Raw genomic sequence first — 15,431 nt, forward strand, 5'->3', positions numbered from 1 at the left:
TGACTGGATTGCCCGGACCATTTCCGCCGGAGACCGACATGACGGCCATTTCCTTCAAACAGCCGGTGACGGCAACAGACGACATCATTCGCTTCGAAGGCATCGTCAAGCACTTCGGCGGGGCGCAGGCGCTCGGCGGCGCTTCGCTGATCGTCAAACGCGGCACCATCCATGGCCTCGTTGGCCAGAACGGCGCCGGCAAATCGACGTTGATCAAGCTGCTTGCCGGTCTTCACCAGCCTGATGACGGACGGATCGAGATCGAGGGGCAGACATTCGGCAGGCTAACGCCGCATCTCGCGGAAGAGCTTGGCATTCACTTCATTCATCAGGATCGGCTGCTGGTGCCGACCTTCACCGTGGGCGAAACGCTGTTCCTTGGCCGCGAACCGCGCATTCCAGGCACACCATTCCTCGATCGCCGGCTGATGCAGCGCCGTGCATCCGAAATCCTCAACGATTACTTTGGTGTCCGGTTGCCGAACACCGCCCTGATCGGCGAATTGTCGACGGCCGAAAAACAGATCGTCCAGATTACGCGCGCGCTTCTCAACCAGCCGAAGGTCCTTGTCTTCGACGAGCCGACGGCCGCGTTGGTGCGTCGGGAGGCCGATATCCTCTTCCGGTTGATCCGCCGCCTGCGCGACGAAGGCGTGACGATCATTTACATCTCGCATTACCTGAACGAAATCGAGGCGCTCTGCGACCACGTCACGGTGCTGCGCAACGGACGGGACGTTGCTTCAGTACCGATCGAGGATACTTCGGCCGCGGCAATTGCGCGGCTGATGGTCGAGCGCGACATCAAGGAGATGTTTCCAAAGCCGGAGGTTGCGCCCGGTGATGAAATCCTCAAGGTCGAGCGGCTTTCGGCGCCAGGAAAATACACTGATGTCAGCTTCACACTTCGCCGCGGCGAGGTACTGGGCCTCACTGGCCTGCTTGGTTCCGGCGCGAAGGAGCTGGTTCGTACCCTGTTCGGCCTGGATGCGCCAGCTTCCGGTCGTATCGAAATCAGCGGCGAGGCTGTCCGTTTCGCCAATCCCACGCAGGCGACAGGCCACAAGATCGCCCTTGTGCCCGAAGACAGGCGCCGCCACGGCGTCGCGCTCGACCTCAGCGTTGCGGAAAATACGAGCCTTTCCAGCCTCGGTCGCTTCACCCGCTTTGGCTTCCTCGACCGCAAAGGCGAACGGTGCGAAGTCGACGCCCTGATTGCGAGGCTGCAGGTGAAGACCAGCGGGCGCGATGCCTTGCTGCGCACGCTGTCGGGTGGCAATCAGCAAAAGGTGGCGATTGCCAAATGGCTCAGTCGCCATTCCGAGGTCTACCTCCTCGATGAGCCGACTGTCGGCGTCGATATCGGCTCGAAAGTCGAGATCTACACGCTGATCGGCGAACTCACGGCGCGGGGCGCCGGCGTCATCGTGCTGTCTTCCGACCTGCCCGAACTCATCGGCATCACCGATCGCATTCTTGTGCTCTTCCGCGGCCGCGTGGTGCGGGAATTCATATCGTCGGAGGTGACGGCGGATACCGTGCTTGCCGAATCGACCGGATCATCGGAAGGACACCGCCATGTCGGTTGAAGCAGAATTCGCGCCGTCGGGATTTTCGGCCGCAGAGCCGTCCCGTCGGCCCACTGGCAATTTTGCGGCTGCGGTGCTGCGCTTCGGATCGTTGATCGCCTTTGCCGCCATTCTGATTGGCTTTTCGCTGACCGCACCTTACTTCCTGAGCGTCGGCAACATCGGCAATGTGCTCGGCCAATCCGCCATCTCCGGCGTGCTCGCGATCGGGCTGACGGTCGTCCTGATCGCCGGCGGCTCCAACGTCGTTAGCGGCGGCATCGACCTGTCGCTCGCCGCCAATATGGGTCTTAGCGCCGCCGTCTATGCCAGCCTGACACAACTCGGCTATGGCGACGTCACGGCGATCGTCGCATCGATCTTGACCGGGACCCTGATCGGCGCGGTCAATGCTATCGCCGTCGTCTACGCCGGCATCGTGCCGCTGCTGGCGACGCTTGCTGTCATGAACATCGTCGCCGGTCTGGAACTGGTGCTGACAGGGAATACCGTCCTCCCGGCTTCCACGCCGTTTCTATCGGCGCTTTCGGCCTCGGATTCCGTCGGCATGCCGGTCCTTGCCTATGTGCTTATCGGCTTCACGGCCATCGCAACGGCGATCGTGCAATATACGCCGCTTGGCCTACGCCTCTATGCCGTTGGCGAGTTTCCGGATGCAGCGCGTGCTGCCGGCCTGCCGCTTCGCCGCCTGCTCGCCGGTGCGTTCGTCGCCAGCGGTCTATCCGGCGGCATCGCCGGCATCCTCTCGGTTTCGTACCTGAGCGGCAGCACGACCGGCTCAGGCGAGATGCTGCTGCCCGTTGTGGTCACGGCTTTGCTCGGTTCTGTCTTTTCGCGCCGACTGGTTCCGACCGTCACCGGAACATTGCTTTCGGCCCTACTGGTCGGCTTCCTCACCAATGGTTTCCAACTGCTCAACATTTCGAGCACGCTGGTCAGTGGCGTTCAGGGCCTGCTCATTCTCATCGTGGTCTCCGCAACCACCTTACTGCGCCGGCAGGAGACCTGAATATGTCGCTCCATACCTCTACGCCTACCACGACTGGTTTGCCGGGCCTAATTGCCGGTGGTTTGGTGCGCTACGGGCTGATCCTCGCGCTGGTCGCGGTATTTGCCGCCTTTTCGCTGATCACGCCGACATTCCTGACGCTTGCCAACCTGCAGAGCATCCTGGTCAATAATTTCACGCTGCTTGCCATTGTCTCCATCGCCATGACTTTCGCCGTCGCCTCGGGCGGCATCGATCTTTCGGTGGGAACGGCGATGGATTTCGCAAGCTTTGCCTTTGTCTCGCTTGTGCTTGCCGGGCAGCCGGTTGTGATTGCAGCATTGGCCGGGTTGGCGGCCGGTGCGCTCGTCGGCGCATTCAATGCGCTGTTGATATCAGGGATCGGCGTCTCCCCATTTCTTGCGACGCTCGGCACGTTGTTCATCGGCCGCAGCATCCAGCAACTTCTGACTAATGGTGGCAATCCGGTCTACCTGCCGCCGAACGGCGTACCGGAAGCCTTTCGATTCCTTGGCCACGGCACAATCGAAGGGTTCCCAGTGCCGCTTGCGGTCGCCATCGTCATCATCGTGGCGGCAGCGATCATTTTTCGCCGTACGCGGTTCGGACGCGTCATCCTGTCGATCGGCATTCAGCCGGGCGTTGTTCGCTATTCCGGCATCGCAACGAGCGCCTATATCGCTGCTACCTTTGTGTTGGTCGGATTGATCGCGGCGGCCGCCGGGCTGATCCTGACGGCAACCGTCACCGTTTACATCCCGTCTTCCGGCAATGCATTCCTTCTCAATGCCATCGGCGCAACGTTCATCGGGACGACGCTCAGCCCACTCGGACGGCCCAATATCGGTGGTACCGTCCTCGGCGTGCTGCTGCTCAGCATCGTAGCCAATGGGTTGCTGTTGACGGATCTGAATTTCTATTGGCAGCAGGTCGGTACGGGAACGCTGATCTTTGCTGTTCTCGCCCTGAGCTTCATCAACCGGAAAGTTGCCGGCAGGTCGTGAGGCGAGCTGCCGCGAGGTGCAGCATCGCTCTATCCTACCGCGGTATTGCAAAGTTCAGTTTTGAAGAGGTAGTGCCCGGCGGTTGCCAGAAAGTGCATGTTGAAGCAACACACCGTGCGATGGCCGACCGCTTTATTCGCTGTGTTATGTTGTCGACACAGAGCTGAATTGGATTGAGACGCGAGTTTGTGGCCTGCTTCGCATCAAGGCCGACAAGCTCAATTGAAGAGCCATCCGGTAGGAACGCAGGCGCTGATTGTAGTGCTCGCGGTCGGTTGTTGCACCCGACAGGCGTCAATAATCGATCAGGCGTTCGGCGCTGAATTTGTCCGTGACGAGCATATCGATAACACCGATTCTCAACGCGCCGGCGATCGCCGCGGTTTTCTTTGCGCCACCGGCGAGTGCGATAACCCGATCGACCCGCTCCAGATCTTCGATCGGCAAGCCGATGACACGATCGTCGAGCGGGGTCTTCACCAACCTGCCGTCCTTGTCAAAGAACCGGAGCGAGATGTCTCCGACCGCGCCGGCCTCCGCCAGGTCGGCAAGCTCGCGCGATGAGAAGATATTGCCCGATCGTGCCAGCAATTCGGAAGGCTCGACGCCGCCAATCCCGACAATGGCAAGCGAAATGCTGCCAAAGAGGTCCATGGTCTCACGAACGAAGGGATCTGCCTGCATCAGGAGCTTTGCTTCTCTCGATGACGTGACGCCCTGGACAGGCAGGAGTTTTGGTTCGGCGCCGGTGAGCCGCGCAAGCCGGGTCGTCAATTGCGTGGCGTGCGTCTGGACCGAGGGGTCGCCCATGCCGCCGAGGGTCTGGACGACATATTTTACCTGTGCGCTCTTTTGCGGGTGGATGTTTTCAACCATCTTGAAGATAGTCTGGCTCCAGCTTGATACGCCGATGATTTCTCCGGGCGACAGAGTAACTTCCAGGAGATGCGCCGCCGCTTCACCAATGCGGGCCATGATCGCGCCGTCGCGATCCTCCGTGCATTCTACGACGACCGCTTCGGGAAGATCGAACTTTTGCCGGAGTGCGCCTTCGAGTTCGCTGTAAGTGCCAACGGGCGGGATGACGCTCGTGCGAACTATATCTTCCGCTTCAGCCCGTTTCAGCATACGCGAGACTGTCGCTTGTGACAGTCGCAGGTGTTGTGCGATCTCCGCCTGGCGCCGCCCCTCAATGTGATACATCTGGGCCACTCTCGAAATCAGGCGGAGTTCGTTGAGGCGAGACATGAGCAATTCCGGCTTGAATTTTTATTCACACTTAACCGGTGTTGGCCGCGACGTCGAGCGGGCGAGTGCATCATTCCATGCATTCAGCAATCCGCTCCGGTCGGTAGGCTCGGCAGAGATCACTTTTGCGCTGCGCGGTAGCGCCGCGATCCTATCAAGATCTTCCCACAGGCCGAGCGAAAGCCCGGCAAGATAAGCGGCACCCAGCGCCGAGGCCTCGGGCGCCTGGCACTGGATAACGGCATGCTGGATGAGGTTTGATACGCATTGCATCAGAAAGAGGTTCTGGCTCGGGCCGCCATCGACATAGAGAGCACCGAGCTCGCCGCCGCTTTGGGCGCGCATCGCGGCAATCACGTCATGGACCTGGCAGGCAATCGAATCCGTTACCGAGCGGGCCATCTGGGCCCGCGTCGTGGAGAAGTTGATCTGGGCAAAAAGGGCGCGCGCGTCGGAATTCCAGTATGGCGCGCCAAGGCCGACAAAGGCCGGTACGAAGCCCGGCCCACCCGGTTCGGCGGTTGCCGCGAGATCGACGAGTGCCGCAACATCGGCAAGGCCGAGTATTTCTGCCATCCAGGGAAGGCTTGCGGCCGAAACAAGAATATTGCCTTCGAAGGCAAAGGTCGGAACGCCGGCAATGCGCCAGGCGACGGTCGTGGTGATGCCGTTGCGTGGCGCGATGAAGCGCGGCAGCGTCGTCATGACGGAAGATCCTGTTCCGAAGGTTACCTTGCCGTCGCCGGGTTTGAAGGCGCCATGGCCGAAGAGGGCTGCGTGGCTGTCGCCGATGGCGGCGCGGATCGGCGTGCCGTCGGGAATGCCGGGAATGCCGCGCGTCGCGCCGAAATCGGCCGAGCTGTCGAGTACCTGCGGCAACAGATCGATATCGACATCGAAAATTTGTCCGAGCTCCTCGCTCCAGACCTGCGCCTGCAGGTTGAACAGCTGGCTGCGAGCGGCATTGGAAGCATCGCAGACATGGCGGTTGCCGCCCGTCAGGCAGTGAATGAGCCAGCTGTCGATTGTACCGAGACGAACACGGCGCCCCACGGGTACCCGATCGAGCAGCCAGCGGAACTTGGGACCTGGGAACATCGGGTCCAGAGGCAGGCCGGTCAGTGCTTCGACGCGCGGCAGATGGCCCTTGGCGATCAAGCGCTCGCAATCGGGTGCTGTGCGACGGCATTGCCAGCTCAACACCGGGCCAAGCGCTTCGCCGGTCTCGGCATCCCAGACGGTGACGGATTCTCGCTGATTCGAGACTGCAACCGCCTCGATGGTGACGTCGGCTACCTTATGAAGGCAAACCTCGATTGCTTCGCAGACGGAGGCAAAGATCCGGCGTGGATCTTGCTCGACCCAAGCCGGCTGCGGATAGGAGATGCCGACAGCGGCAGAGCCTCTTGCGAGGACGTCTCCTGTTTCAGAAACAAGGACCGCCTTTGAATTGGTGGTGCCCTGATCTATCGCCAGAATTGCCCGCATCTTCGTCTCCTCAAACAAATTGCCGGGGCGGATGCGCGCCCCGGCTCAAAAGAGCTGCTATCAGATTATTTGCGCTTGATCAGCGCCACGGCGGCATCGGCGATTGCCGTTGGTGCCATGCCGAACTCATCGAGTAGGAATTCGGCAGAACCCGTCGGCGCGTAGACACCGGGAACGCCAAGACGCTTCATGGGCACAGGAGCACTGTCGACGACCACTTCGGCGACGGCGGAGCCAAGGCCGCCGAAGATCGAATGCTCTTCAGCCGTGACGATGGCGCCGGTTTCGGTGGCAGCGGCGATGATGGCGTCTTCGTCGATCGGGCGAACCGTCGCCATGTTGAGGACCCTGGCCCGTATTCCACGTCCCGACAGAATATCGGCCGCCTTCATCATGCGGTGGGTCAGCGTGCCGTTTGCGATCAGCGTGACGTCGGAGCCTTCTCGAAGCAGGTTTGCCCTGCCAAGTTCAAACCTGTGATTTTCCGGGAGGAGATCGGGGACGCCCACGCGCGACAGGCGCAGGAAGCAGGGGCCGTCATAGGCGGCGGCCCACTCGACGGCGGCGGCAGTTTCGATCCGATCGCAGGGAGCGATCACCGGCAGGTTGGGAAGAACCCGTGTCCAGGCGAAGTCCTCGATCGAATGATGCGTCGGGCCGAGTTCGCCATAGGCCATTCCGGAGGAAATGCCGACGAGCTTGACGTTGGCATTCGAGTAGGAAATGTCAGCCTTGATCTGCTCGAGCGATCTGCCCGTCAGGAACGGCGAGGCGCCGCAGACATAGGGGAGGCGCCCGCCATTGGCGAGGCCCGCACCGACGCCGACCATGTTCTGCTCGGCGATGCCGACATTGACCAGGCGATCGGGAAACTTGGACTTGAAGCCGCCGAGCTTCGAAGATCCGACCGAATCGTTGCAGACAGCTACGATCTTTTGATTTGCTGCGGCAAGGCGTTCGAGCGTCAATGCGAAGGCGTCTCGGCAGTCATGGAGCTTGGGTGCGTTCATTAGAGTGTCTCCGACAGTTCCGCCAATGCGACTTCGTATTGTTCCTTGCTCGGAACCTTGTGGTGCCAGTCGACACGGTCTTGCATGAAAGAGATTCCGTGTCCCTTGTTGGTGTGGGCCACGATGCAATGCGGGCGGTCGGTTCGATGCTCGAGCGCCGGGACGACCTCATGCATATTGTTGCCGTCGATTTCGCTGACGTCCCAACCAAAAGCTTCGAGCTTCGGGCGAAGCGGGGCGATGTCGTTCGTATCCGAAAGTGCTGCGCCTTGCTGGAAACGGTTGTGGTCGACGATGAGGGTCAGATTGTCCAACTGGAACTGCGCTGCTGCCATGATCGCCTCCCAGTTGGAGCCCTCCTGCATCTCGCCGTCGCCGGTGACGACATAGGTATGGTAGCCAGCGCCTGATAGTTTCGCCGCCTTGGCCATGCCGACCGCAACCGGCAGGCCGTGGCCGAGAGGACCAGTGTTGGTTTCGACGCCTGGCACCTTGTTGCAATTGGGGTGGCCATTGAGCCGCGAATGCGGCTTCAGGAACGTCGAGACTTCCTCTTCCGGAATGAAGCCGCGCTTGGCGAGCGTGACATAGAGCGCGCATGCCGTATGACCCTTCGAAAGCACGAACCTGTCTCGGTCGGGATGCTTCGGCTGGTTCGGCCAGATGCGCAGCACGCGGAAGTACAGCGCGGTCAGGAGATCGATCACGGACATCTCGCCGCCAATATGTCCCGCACCTGCTTCGTAGACCGCCTGGAGGTCTCGCAGGCGTATCTGGCGGGCAACGCGTTCAAGTTCGGAAGGCTCCATCTTTTCCTCATGTGAATAAATATTCAGTTGTTTATATTTTTGCACAAGAAGGCAGTTAGTCAAGCCCCGGCGGGCAGGTTGTCGTTCAATCAGGTCGAAATGACACAGTTGACAGCGCCAAACCGAGTTGGTAATGAATTTTCCAGCATATGTGAATAAATATTCTAGTTTGAAGATTTAGCAGCCGGGCATGGCCGCTGGCCTCAGAGCCCTGGGAGGAATGATGGTGGCGATCGACGTCAATGAACAGAGCCGTCCGTCCGTGACATGGCTAAGAAAGCTTACCGGCGCTACCGGACCGCTCGTTGGATTGCTCGCTCTTTGCGTTTTCCTGAGCCTCAGCACCGATGCGTTTCTCTCGCTCCGCAACGGCCTTAACATCCTCGACCAGATCACCGTACTTGGTATCATGGCCGTGGGCATGACTTTCGTCATCCTGATCGGCGGCATTGATCTTTCGGTCGGTTCAGTGCTTGCGCTCGCCATGATGGTCATGGGCTGGACGGCAAATATTGCCGGCCTGCCGCTTGTTGCGGGGATCGCCGTGGCGCTCGTCGCGTCCGCGGTCAGCGGGCTGATCGTCGGCCTTCTGGTTACCCTTTTCAGGGTTCCGGCCTTTATCGCGACGCTGGCGATGATGTCGGCCGCACGCGGCGTCGCGAACATGATTACTGACGGCCAGCAGATCGTCGGGTTTCCCGACTGGTTCATGATGCTTGCGATTGACCGTCATTTCGGCGTGCTGACGGCAACGGTCTTTCTGATGCTCGCGGTCGTCGCAGTGGCCTGGGTGTTCCTTCACTTCCGCTCCGAGGGGCGCATGCTCTATGCCGTCGGCGGCAATCCGGAAGTTGCGCGTCTCGCCGGCATCAATGTCCAGCTCGTGACGATTGCCGTCTATGTCGCAAGTGCCGTGCTTGCCGGTCTGGCCGGCATCGTGCTGGCGGCGCGTCTTGACTCCGTCCAGCCATCCAGCGGCTTTGGATATGAACTCGACACGATCGCGGCCGTCGTCATCGGCGGGACTTCGCTTTCCGGTGGCTCCGGCGGTATCGGCGGCACACTCATCGGTGTTCTGATCATCGGTGTCCTGCGCAACGGCCTCAATCTGCTCAATGTCTCGCCATTTCTGCAGCAGGTCATCATCGGCATCGTCATCGTGCTTGCGGTCGGTGCGGAAACGATCCGCCGGCGCCGCGCCTGACATTCGGGTCCGCGCCCTGCGGACCCCAGCGATTTCCTCTCCGAGAAGTTTGGAGCGGATCATTTGCCCGAGGGGGAGGACTTACCCAAGGGTTCATTGCAAAAAAGGAGGAAATGAAATGAAATTTGCGCGCATTCTTTTGGCTTCAGCCGCCGTGTTGGCAATGTCATTGGGTTCCGTTCAGGCAAAAGACACCAAGAAGATCGGCCTGGCCGTCGCAAACCTGCAGGCAAACTTCTTCAACCAGATCAAGCAGTCCGTCGAGGATGAGGCCAAGAAGCGTGGCATCCAGGTGGTGACCGTGGATGCCAAGGGCGATGGCCCGACGCAGGTCAACCAGATCCAGGATCTGCTGACCCAGAATATCGATGCCTTGATCTACATCCCCGCCGGTGCGGCTGCCGCGAGCGTTCCCGTCAAGCTCGCCAAGAATGCTGGCGTTCCGGTCGTCAACGTTGACCGCAACGCTGAAGGCGCCCCCGGCGACACCTTCCTCGCGACCGATTCCGTTGCATCCGCCAAGGCCGTTTGCGACTACATCCTCAAGGAAGCCGGCGGCAAGGGTAAGATGGTCATCATCCATGGTCAGAAGGGCACGACGCCTGAAGTCGACCGCAGCAAGGGTTGCGCGGAATCGCTGAAGGCAAATCCCGGCGTGAAGGTGGTTGCCGAGCAATATTCCAACATGTGGGCCCAGGACGAGGGCTTCCAGATCATGCAGAACATGCTGCAGGCCAATCCGGACGTGTCGATCGTGTTTGCCCAGGCCGATGCGCTCGCGCTTGGCGCCGCCCAGGCAATCAAGGTCGCAAATCCCTCACAGAAGATCATCGTCGGCGGCTTCGATGGGGACACCGCCGCTCTGGAGGCACTGAGCAAGGGTGTGTTCGACGTCACCGCGACACAGCAGACGCAGAAGATGGGCCGCGATGCGGTCGCCAATGCCGTCAAGCTCGTTGCCGGTGAGAAGGTGCCTGCCGTGCAGCTCATGGACGCCACGCTGACGACCAAGGAAAACGTGGCCGGCTTCATCGCCAACCATCCGTAATCGTACCGAAATCTTGAGGAGGTGTGCCGTGACTGAGCCCGTTCTTTCCTTAAGGGGCATATCCAAACGCTACGGACCGCTTCAGGTGCTGAAGAATGTCGGCCTTGATGTCTATCCGGGTGAAGTCGTCGCGCTTCTCGGTGAAAACGGGGCTGGCAAGTCGACATTGTCGGGCATTATCGCCGGATCACGCACGCCCTCCGAGGGAACAATGACATGGCTGGGGCAGCCCTATGCCCCAGCCACTCCACGCGAGGCGATCGATAAGGGTGTCGTCCTGATCCATCAGGAATTGCAGCTCCTGCCGCATCTTTCGATCGCCGAAAATGTCTTTATCGGGCGGTGGCCAATGAAGAACGGGGCTGTCGATCGTCCCCAGATGATCCGGCGCGCGCAGGAGCAGCTTGCGCGCCTCAACCTGCATATACCGGCGACGCGAAAGGTCGCCGGCCTGTCGACGGCCAACCAGCAGCTCATCGAAATCGCCAAGGCATTGGCGCTCAATGCCAAGCTGCTGATCCTCGACGAGCCGACCGCCGCTCTTGGCGGCGCGGAAACGGAGGCGCTGTTCGAACAGGTAAGAAAACTCCGCTCCGAAGGCGTCGGCATTGTCTACATTTCCCATCGCATGGAAGAGATCAAGCAGATCACCGATCGCATCGTCGTCTTGCGCGACGGAGAACGCGTCCAGGAATTTGCCGACAGCGCGACACCCGTTCGCACGATCGTCGAGAGCATGGTCGGCCGCTCGCTGGACCGAATGTTCCCGGCCCTTCCAGAGCCGACGGATCGCCCTGTCCTGCAGATCGATGGACTGACCTCGCCTGATGGTTCCTTCCGAGATGTGACGTTCGACGTTCGGGCTGGTGAGATTCTCGGCATCGCCGGGCTGGTCGGTGCCGGCCGCACGGAACTCGTGCGTGCCATTTCCGGGGCAGATCCGATTAGCGCCGGCTCGATAAGGCTCGAGGGCGAAGAGCTTAAGCTTCGCGATCCCGCGGATGCGATTGCCAAGGGCATCGTGATGGTGCCGGAGGATCGCAAGGAACAGGGCCTCGTCGTCGGTCATCGCATCAGCGAGAACATCATCTACGCCAATCTCGACAAGCTCGGCGGGCGATGGATCACATCGCGCATGAAGCGTGCCTTTGCGGAGAAGGCGGTGGCGAAGTTCGGCGTCAAGGGCCGTGCCGAGCAATATGCGTCCGACCTGTCGGGCGGCAACCAGCAGAAGGTCGTCATCGCAAAATGGCTGATGCGTGATCCCAAGGTCGTCGTCCTCGATGAGCCGACCCGAGGTATCGATGTCGGCGCCAGAGCAGGCATCTATGACATCATCGTCAATCTCGCCAAGCAGGGGGTGGCGGTCATTGTCGTCAGCTCCGACCTCGAGGAGGTTCTTGGCGTCTCCAACCGTATTCTCGTGCTTGCCCAGGGCAAGCAGGCGGGCATTCTCAATCGTGACGAGGCGAACGACGTCTCGGTCATGGAACTTGCGACAATCTAGAGCATTTCCGGGAAAAGCGCGCATCGGTTTTCCGCCCGGAATGCGTAAAGAAACAACAACATAGGGCATTTTCGCGATTCGAAGAAAAGCGGAAACGCTCCAGGCAAACAGAAAGGAAGAGCGTTGTCCGACATCACTCTGAACGCCCCGAAACTTTTCGATCTCAAAGGACAGGTCGCGCTCGTGACTGGAGCCGGAAGCGGGATCGGGCAGCGTATCGCAATCGGCCTTGCCCAATGCGGCGCCGATGTCGCACTTCTTGACCGTCGCTCCGACGACGGTTTGGCGAACACGGCTTCGCACATCAAGGCGGCCGGTCGCCGCTCCATCCAGATTGCGGCCGATGTCACCAGCAAGTCCTCTCTCGGGGAGGCAGTTGCCCGTACCGAAGCGGAACTCGGCGCACTGACGCTTGCCGTCAATGCCGCCGGTATCGCCAACGCCAATCCTGCCGAGGAGATGGAGGAAGACCAGTACCAGACATTGATGGACATCAATCTGAAGGGTGTTTTCCTGTCGTGCCAGGCGGAAGCGCGCGCCATGCTGAAAAACGGTCGTGGATCGATCGTCAACATCGCCTCCATGTCCGGCGTCATCGTCAATCGCGGCCTGAACCAGGCCCATTACAACGCTTCCAAGGCCGGCGTGATCCACATGTCGAAGTCGCTCGCGATGGAATGGGTCGGCCGCGGTATCCGCGTCAACACCATATCGCCGGGATATACCGCGACGCCGATGAATACGCGTCCGGAAATGGTTCATCAGACTAGGCTGTTCGAGGAGCAGACACCGATGCAGCGCATGGCAAGTGTCGATGAGATGGTCGGTCCCGCCGTCTTCCTGCTGTCGAATGCCGCGAGCTTCGTGACGGGCGTCGACCTGCTCGTCGACGGCGGCTTCTGCTGCTGGTGATGCGATGAAGAAACTGATTGCAGGTAACTGGAAAATGAACGGTCTCGCGTCCTCCTTGGCAGAGATCGAGGCGCTGAAGGGAATAGCGGGTGAGGCGGCGTGCGACATCGTCGTCTGCCCCCCCTTTACGCTGGTGGAAAAGGCGGCCGAATGTGCAGCGAGTTCGGCGATTGCCGTCGGCGCGCAGGATTGCCATGCGCAGAACGCGGGTGCCTACACCGGAGACGTTTCCGCCGAGATGCTCGCTGAAATCGGCGCTCGCTTTGTGATCTTGGGACATTCCGAACGCCGCACCGCCTACAGGGAAATGGATGCCGCAGTCGCGGGGAAGGCTATCGCAGTCCACAAGGCGGGATTGACGAGCATTATTTGCGTTGGCGAGACGCGCGAAGAACGGGACGAGGGACGCGCGATCGAAGTCGTTCGTGCCCAGCTTGAGGGATCAATTCCCGACACAGCGACCAATGCGAACATGGCGATCGCCTATGAACCGGTATGGGCGATCGGAACCGGATTGGTTCCGACCCTTGAGCAGATCGAAGAGGTGCATTCGTCCATCCGGCGGATGCTAGAGACGCGGCTGGGAGAAGAGGGGCATGATGTCAGGATTCTCTACGGCGGTTCGGTCAAGGCGTCGAATGCAAAGGCAATCTTCGGCGTTTCCAACGTCGACGGCGCCTTGGTCGGAGGCGCATCCCTGAATGCATCGGAGTTTGCCGGGATTATTTCGGCTGCCGTTTGAAGTCGCCAGCAACAGACATCGCGATCGGCCCTGGAGTCGACGTCTGGCGTGGCTGTCACCGCGAAAGGAATAGAAAATGCAACGCTTCGAAAACAAGACCGTCGTCATCACCGGCGCGAGCCGCGGCATTGGCGCGGCGATCGCCAGGCGGTTCGCGCGCGAGGGCGGCAATCTCGTGGTCTCGGCCAATGAGGATTCCGTCCATGCGATCGCTGACGCGATTAGGGGTGACGGCGGAAAGGCTATTTCCTTCGTCGGCGACGTGACCGACAAGGCCAGTGTGAAGGGTCTTTACGAGGCGGCCGAGACGGCTTTCGGCGCCGTCGGTGTTTCCATCCAGAATGCCGGCATCATCACCATTGCCCGCGTCGAGGACATGACCGAGGGTGAATGGGACAAGGTCATGGCCGTCAATACCAAAGGCGTTTTCCTCTGCGCCCAGGAGGCGATCGCCCGCATGCGCAAGCATGGCCGTGGCGGCCGCGTCATCAATACAGCCTCCGGCCAGGCGCGCGACGGCTTCATCTACACGCCGCACTACGCGGCATCGAAGATGGGTGTCGTCGGCATAACCCAGAGCTTGGCAAAGGAAGTCGCGACCGAGGGCATTACCGTAAACGCCTTTTGTCCCGGCATCATCGAAACCGACATGTGGGCCTACAACGACCAAGCATGGGGCAAGCTGCTCGGCAATTACGGTCCCGGCGAGCTCATGAAGGAATGGGTCGAAGGCATTCCGATGAAGCGGGCCGGGTCGGGCGAAGACGTTGCAGGTCTCGTCACTTTTCTTGCCAGCGACGATGCGGCCTATATCACTGGGCAGACGATCAATGTCGATGGCGGCCTGATCATGTCGTAGTTCGACAATGGGAAACGGTGCGTTCATCGGGCGGATCGGATTCCCGACAATTCGGTGATCAATGCCTCTTGCGGAACGAGGCATTGATCTCTTATCTTTTACATGTTCTCAGGGCGGGGTGTAATTCCCCACCGGCGGTATGGGGAGCTTCCTCGAGCCCGCGAGCGCCTTCCGGTTTTCGGAAGGGTCAGCAGATCCGGTGAGATGCCGGAGCCGACGGTCATAGTCCGGATGGAAGAGAGCAACGCAGGAGACGCTGCTTCATCGTGGCGTTCGCATGCTTGTTCGCCCAAGGGAAAATGGTGGCTTTGACCGGCCACGCACGCCGTTTTAAGCGGCAACCCTTGAAAGGCAGGAAAATGACAATTTCGAGAATTGAAGATGCGATCGCCGCGATTGCGCGGGGAGAGATCATCATTGTCGTAGATGATCGCGACCGCGAAAACGAAGGCGATCTGGTGATTGCTGCGGAAGCGGTCACGCCGCAGGCAATCGCTTTCATGATGAACCATGCCCGCGGTCTCATCTGCGTTCCGATGGAGGGCGAGAGGCTCGACGAACTCGATATTCCGCTGATGGTGCCGCGCAACACCGAAGTCCTGAAGACCGCGTTTACCGTTTCGGTCGACTATATTCCGGAAACCACGACCGGAATATCTGCCGCCGACAGAGCGGCGACCGTTCGTGCCCTCGTCAGAGACGGATCGCGTCCGGAGGAATTTGCCCGGCCCGGTCATATCTTCCCGCTTCGCGCGCATCCAAACGGCGTTCTGTCGCGCCCGGGCCATACGGAAGCAGCCGTGGATCTTGCAAGGCTTGCCGGCCTTTCGCCGGCCGGCGTCATCTGCGAAGTGGCAAATGACGACGGCACGATGGCTCGTCTTCCGGAGCTCGAAGTTTTCGCCGAGCGGCATGGCCTCCATCTTGTTACGATCGAGGATCTCATCGCCTACAGGGCTGCGAGCGCTCCCTTCAAGGCTGCCTGATCGCTTTCGGATACCG

14 protein-coding genes and 1 riboswitch are annotated in these 15,431 nt (G+C 60.4%); of the genes, 10 read left to right on the forward strand and 4 right to left on the reverse strand.

Translation table 11 applies throughout. The annotated features are described in order from the left end of the window. Window positions 1-38: 38 nt before the first annotated feature. The 3 genes from ACIQWP_RS21715 to ACIQWP_RS21725 are packed head-to-tail and all read left to right on the forward strand — an operon-like array spanning window position 39 to window position 3,602. On the forward strand, window positions 39-1,589 hold the full coding sequence (locus ACIQWP_RS21715) for a sugar ABC transporter ATP-binding protein (RefSeq protein ID WP_402791944.1): 1,551 nt from the start codon (window positions 39-41) through the stop codon (window positions 1,587-1,589). Beyond that, on the forward strand, window positions 1,579-2,598 hold the full coding sequence (locus ACIQWP_RS21720; RefSeq protein WP_402791946.1) for an ABC transporter permease: 1,020 nt from the start codon (window positions 1,579-1,581) through the stop codon (window positions 2,596-2,598). The genes ACIQWP_RS21715 and ACIQWP_RS21720 overlap by 11 nt, the downstream gene beginning before the upstream one ends. Before the next feature lie 2 nt (window positions 2,599-2,600). Further along, window positions 2,601-3,602: an ABC transporter permease gene (locus ACIQWP_RS21725; RefSeq protein ID WP_402791949.1), complete on the forward strand. Its 1,002-nt coding sequence runs from the start codon at window positions 2,601-2,603 to the stop codon at window positions 3,600-3,602. Window positions 3,603-3,896: 294 nt separating this feature from the next. Here ACIQWP_RS21725 and ACIQWP_RS21730 read toward each other — a convergent pair whose 3' ends face one another. The 4 genes from ACIQWP_RS21730 to ACIQWP_RS21745 all read right to left on the reverse strand — a co-directional run bounded on the left by ACIQWP_RS21730 (window position 3,897) and on the right by ACIQWP_RS21745 (window position 8,157). Next, window positions 3,897-4,850 (reverse strand): sugar-binding transcriptional regulator, encoded by a 954-nt coding sequence (locus tag ACIQWP_RS21730; RefSeq protein ID WP_402791952.1) that lies wholly within the window; start codon window positions 4,848-4,850, stop codon window positions 3,897-3,899. A gap of 21 nt (window positions 4,851-4,871) precedes the next feature. Then, entirely contained in the window at window positions 4,872-6,338 is a 1,467-nt protein-coding gene (locus ACIQWP_RS21735; RefSeq protein WP_402791955.1) for an FGGY family carbohydrate kinase, read from the reverse strand. 65 nt (window positions 6,339-6,403) lie between these two features. Next, on the reverse strand, window positions 6,404-7,348 hold the full coding sequence (locus tag ACIQWP_RS21740) for a transketolase family protein (protein ID WP_402791958.1): 945 nt from the start codon (window positions 7,346-7,348) through the stop codon (window positions 6,404-6,406). Continuing rightward, complete coding sequence (locus tag ACIQWP_RS21745) at window positions 7,348-8,157, reverse strand: transketolase (protein ID WP_402791961.1); 810 nt, start codon at window positions 8,155-8,157, stop codon at window positions 7,348-7,350. The genes ACIQWP_RS21740 and ACIQWP_RS21745 overlap by 1 nt, the downstream gene beginning before the upstream one ends. 223 nt (window positions 8,158-8,380) lie before the next feature. Here ACIQWP_RS21745 and ACIQWP_RS21750 point away from each other — a divergent pair, with 223 nt between their 5' ends. The 7 genes from ACIQWP_RS21750 (at window position 8,381) to ribB (ending at window position 15,415) form a co-directional block, all read left to right on the forward strand. Further along, entirely contained in the window at window positions 8,381-9,361 is a 981-nt protein-coding gene (locus ACIQWP_RS21750) for an ABC transporter permease (RefSeq protein WP_402792096.1), read from the forward strand. A gap of 118 nt (window positions 9,362-9,479) precedes the next feature. Continuing rightward, complete coding sequence (locus tag ACIQWP_RS21755) at window positions 9,480-10,409, forward strand: sugar ABC transporter substrate-binding protein (protein WP_402791964.1); 930 nt, start codon at window positions 9,480-9,482, stop codon at window positions 10,407-10,409. A 28-nt stretch (window positions 10,410-10,437) separates the two neighbouring features. Next, window positions 10,438-11,916, forward strand: a complete 1,479-nt coding sequence (locus ACIQWP_RS21760) for a sugar ABC transporter ATP-binding protein (protein WP_402791967.1) — start codon at window positions 10,438-10,440, stop codon at window positions 11,914-11,916. Window positions 11,917-12,039: 123 nt separating this feature from the next. Then, complete coding sequence (locus ACIQWP_RS21765) at window positions 12,040-12,828, forward strand: SDR family oxidoreductase (RefSeq protein WP_402791971.1); 789 nt, start codon at window positions 12,040-12,042, stop codon at window positions 12,826-12,828. Between the two features lie 4 nt (window positions 12,829-12,832). Then, entirely contained in the window at window positions 12,833-13,570 is a 738-nt protein-coding gene (gene tpiA, locus ACIQWP_RS21770; protein ID WP_402791974.1) for a triose-phosphate isomerase, read from the forward strand. A 76-nt stretch (window positions 13,571-13,646) separates the two neighbouring features. Then, entirely contained in the window at window positions 13,647-14,429 is a 783-nt protein-coding gene (locus tag ACIQWP_RS21775) for an SDR family oxidoreductase (RefSeq protein WP_402791977.1), read from the forward strand. A 100-nt stretch (window positions 14,430-14,529) separates the two neighbouring features. Next, window positions 14,530-14,676: riboswitch (FMN riboswitch) on the forward strand. A 112-nt stretch (window positions 14,677-14,788) separates the two neighbouring features. Beyond that, window positions 14,789-15,415: a 3,4-dihydroxy-2-butanone-4-phosphate synthase gene (gene ribB / locus ACIQWP_RS21780; protein WP_402791980.1), complete on the forward strand. Its 627-nt coding sequence runs from the start codon at window positions 14,789-14,791 to the stop codon at window positions 15,413-15,415. The last annotated feature ends 16 nt before the right edge of the window (window positions 15,416-15,431 follow it).

Source organism: Rhizobium sp. NPDC090279, assembly GCF_044769665.1.
Lineage (GTDB): Bacteria > Pseudomonadota > Alphaproteobacteria > Rhizobiales > Rhizobiaceae > Rhizobium.

Excerpts from the sequence above, each read along its gene's own strand:
- ACIQWP_RS21715 (WP_402791944.1), top strand. The coding sequence starts at position 39 with ATGACGGCCATTTCCTTCAAACAGCCGGTGACGGCAACAGACGACATC.
- ACIQWP_RS21720 (WP_402791946.1), top strand. The coding sequence starts at position 1,579 with ATGTCGGTTGAAGCAGAATTCGCGCCGTCGGGATTTTCGGCCGCAGAG.
- ribB (WP_402791980.1), top strand. The coding sequence starts at position 14,789 with ATGACAATTTCGAGAATTGAAGATGCGATCGCCGCGATTGCGCGGGGA.
- ACIQWP_RS21775 (WP_402791977.1), top strand. The coding sequence starts at position 13,647 with ATGCAACGCTTCGAAAACAAGACCGTCGTCATCACCGGCGCGAGCCGC.
- tpiA (WP_402791974.1), top strand. The coding sequence starts at position 12,833 with ATGAAGAAACTGATTGCAGGTAACTGGAAAATGAACGGTCTCGCGTCC.
- ACIQWP_RS21745 (WP_402791961.1), bottom strand. The coding sequence starts at position 8,157 with ATGGAGCCTTCCGAACTTGAACGCGTTGCCCGCCAGATACGCCTGCGA.
- ACIQWP_RS21740 (WP_402791958.1), bottom strand. The coding sequence starts at position 7,348 with ATGAACGCACCCAAGCTCCATGACTGCCGAGACGCCTTCGCATTGACG.
- ACIQWP_RS21725 (WP_402791949.1), top strand. The coding sequence starts at position 2,601 with ATGTCGCTCCATACCTCTACGCCTACCACGACTGGTTTGCCGGGCCTA.
- ACIQWP_RS21750 (WP_402792096.1), top strand. The coding sequence starts at position 8,381 with ATGGTGGCGATCGACGTCAATGAACAGAGCCGTCCGTCCGTGACATGG.
- ACIQWP_RS21730 (WP_402791952.1), bottom strand. The coding sequence starts at position 4,850 with ATGTCTCGCCTCAACGAACTCCGCCTGATTTCGAGAGTGGCCCAGATG.
- ACIQWP_RS21735 (WP_402791955.1), bottom strand. The coding sequence starts at position 6,338 with ATGCGGGCAATTCTGGCGATAGATCAGGGCACCACCAATTCAAAGGCG.
- ACIQWP_RS21755 (WP_402791964.1), top strand. The coding sequence starts at position 9,480 with ATGAAATTTGCGCGCATTCTTTTGGCTTCAGCCGCCGTGTTGGCAATG.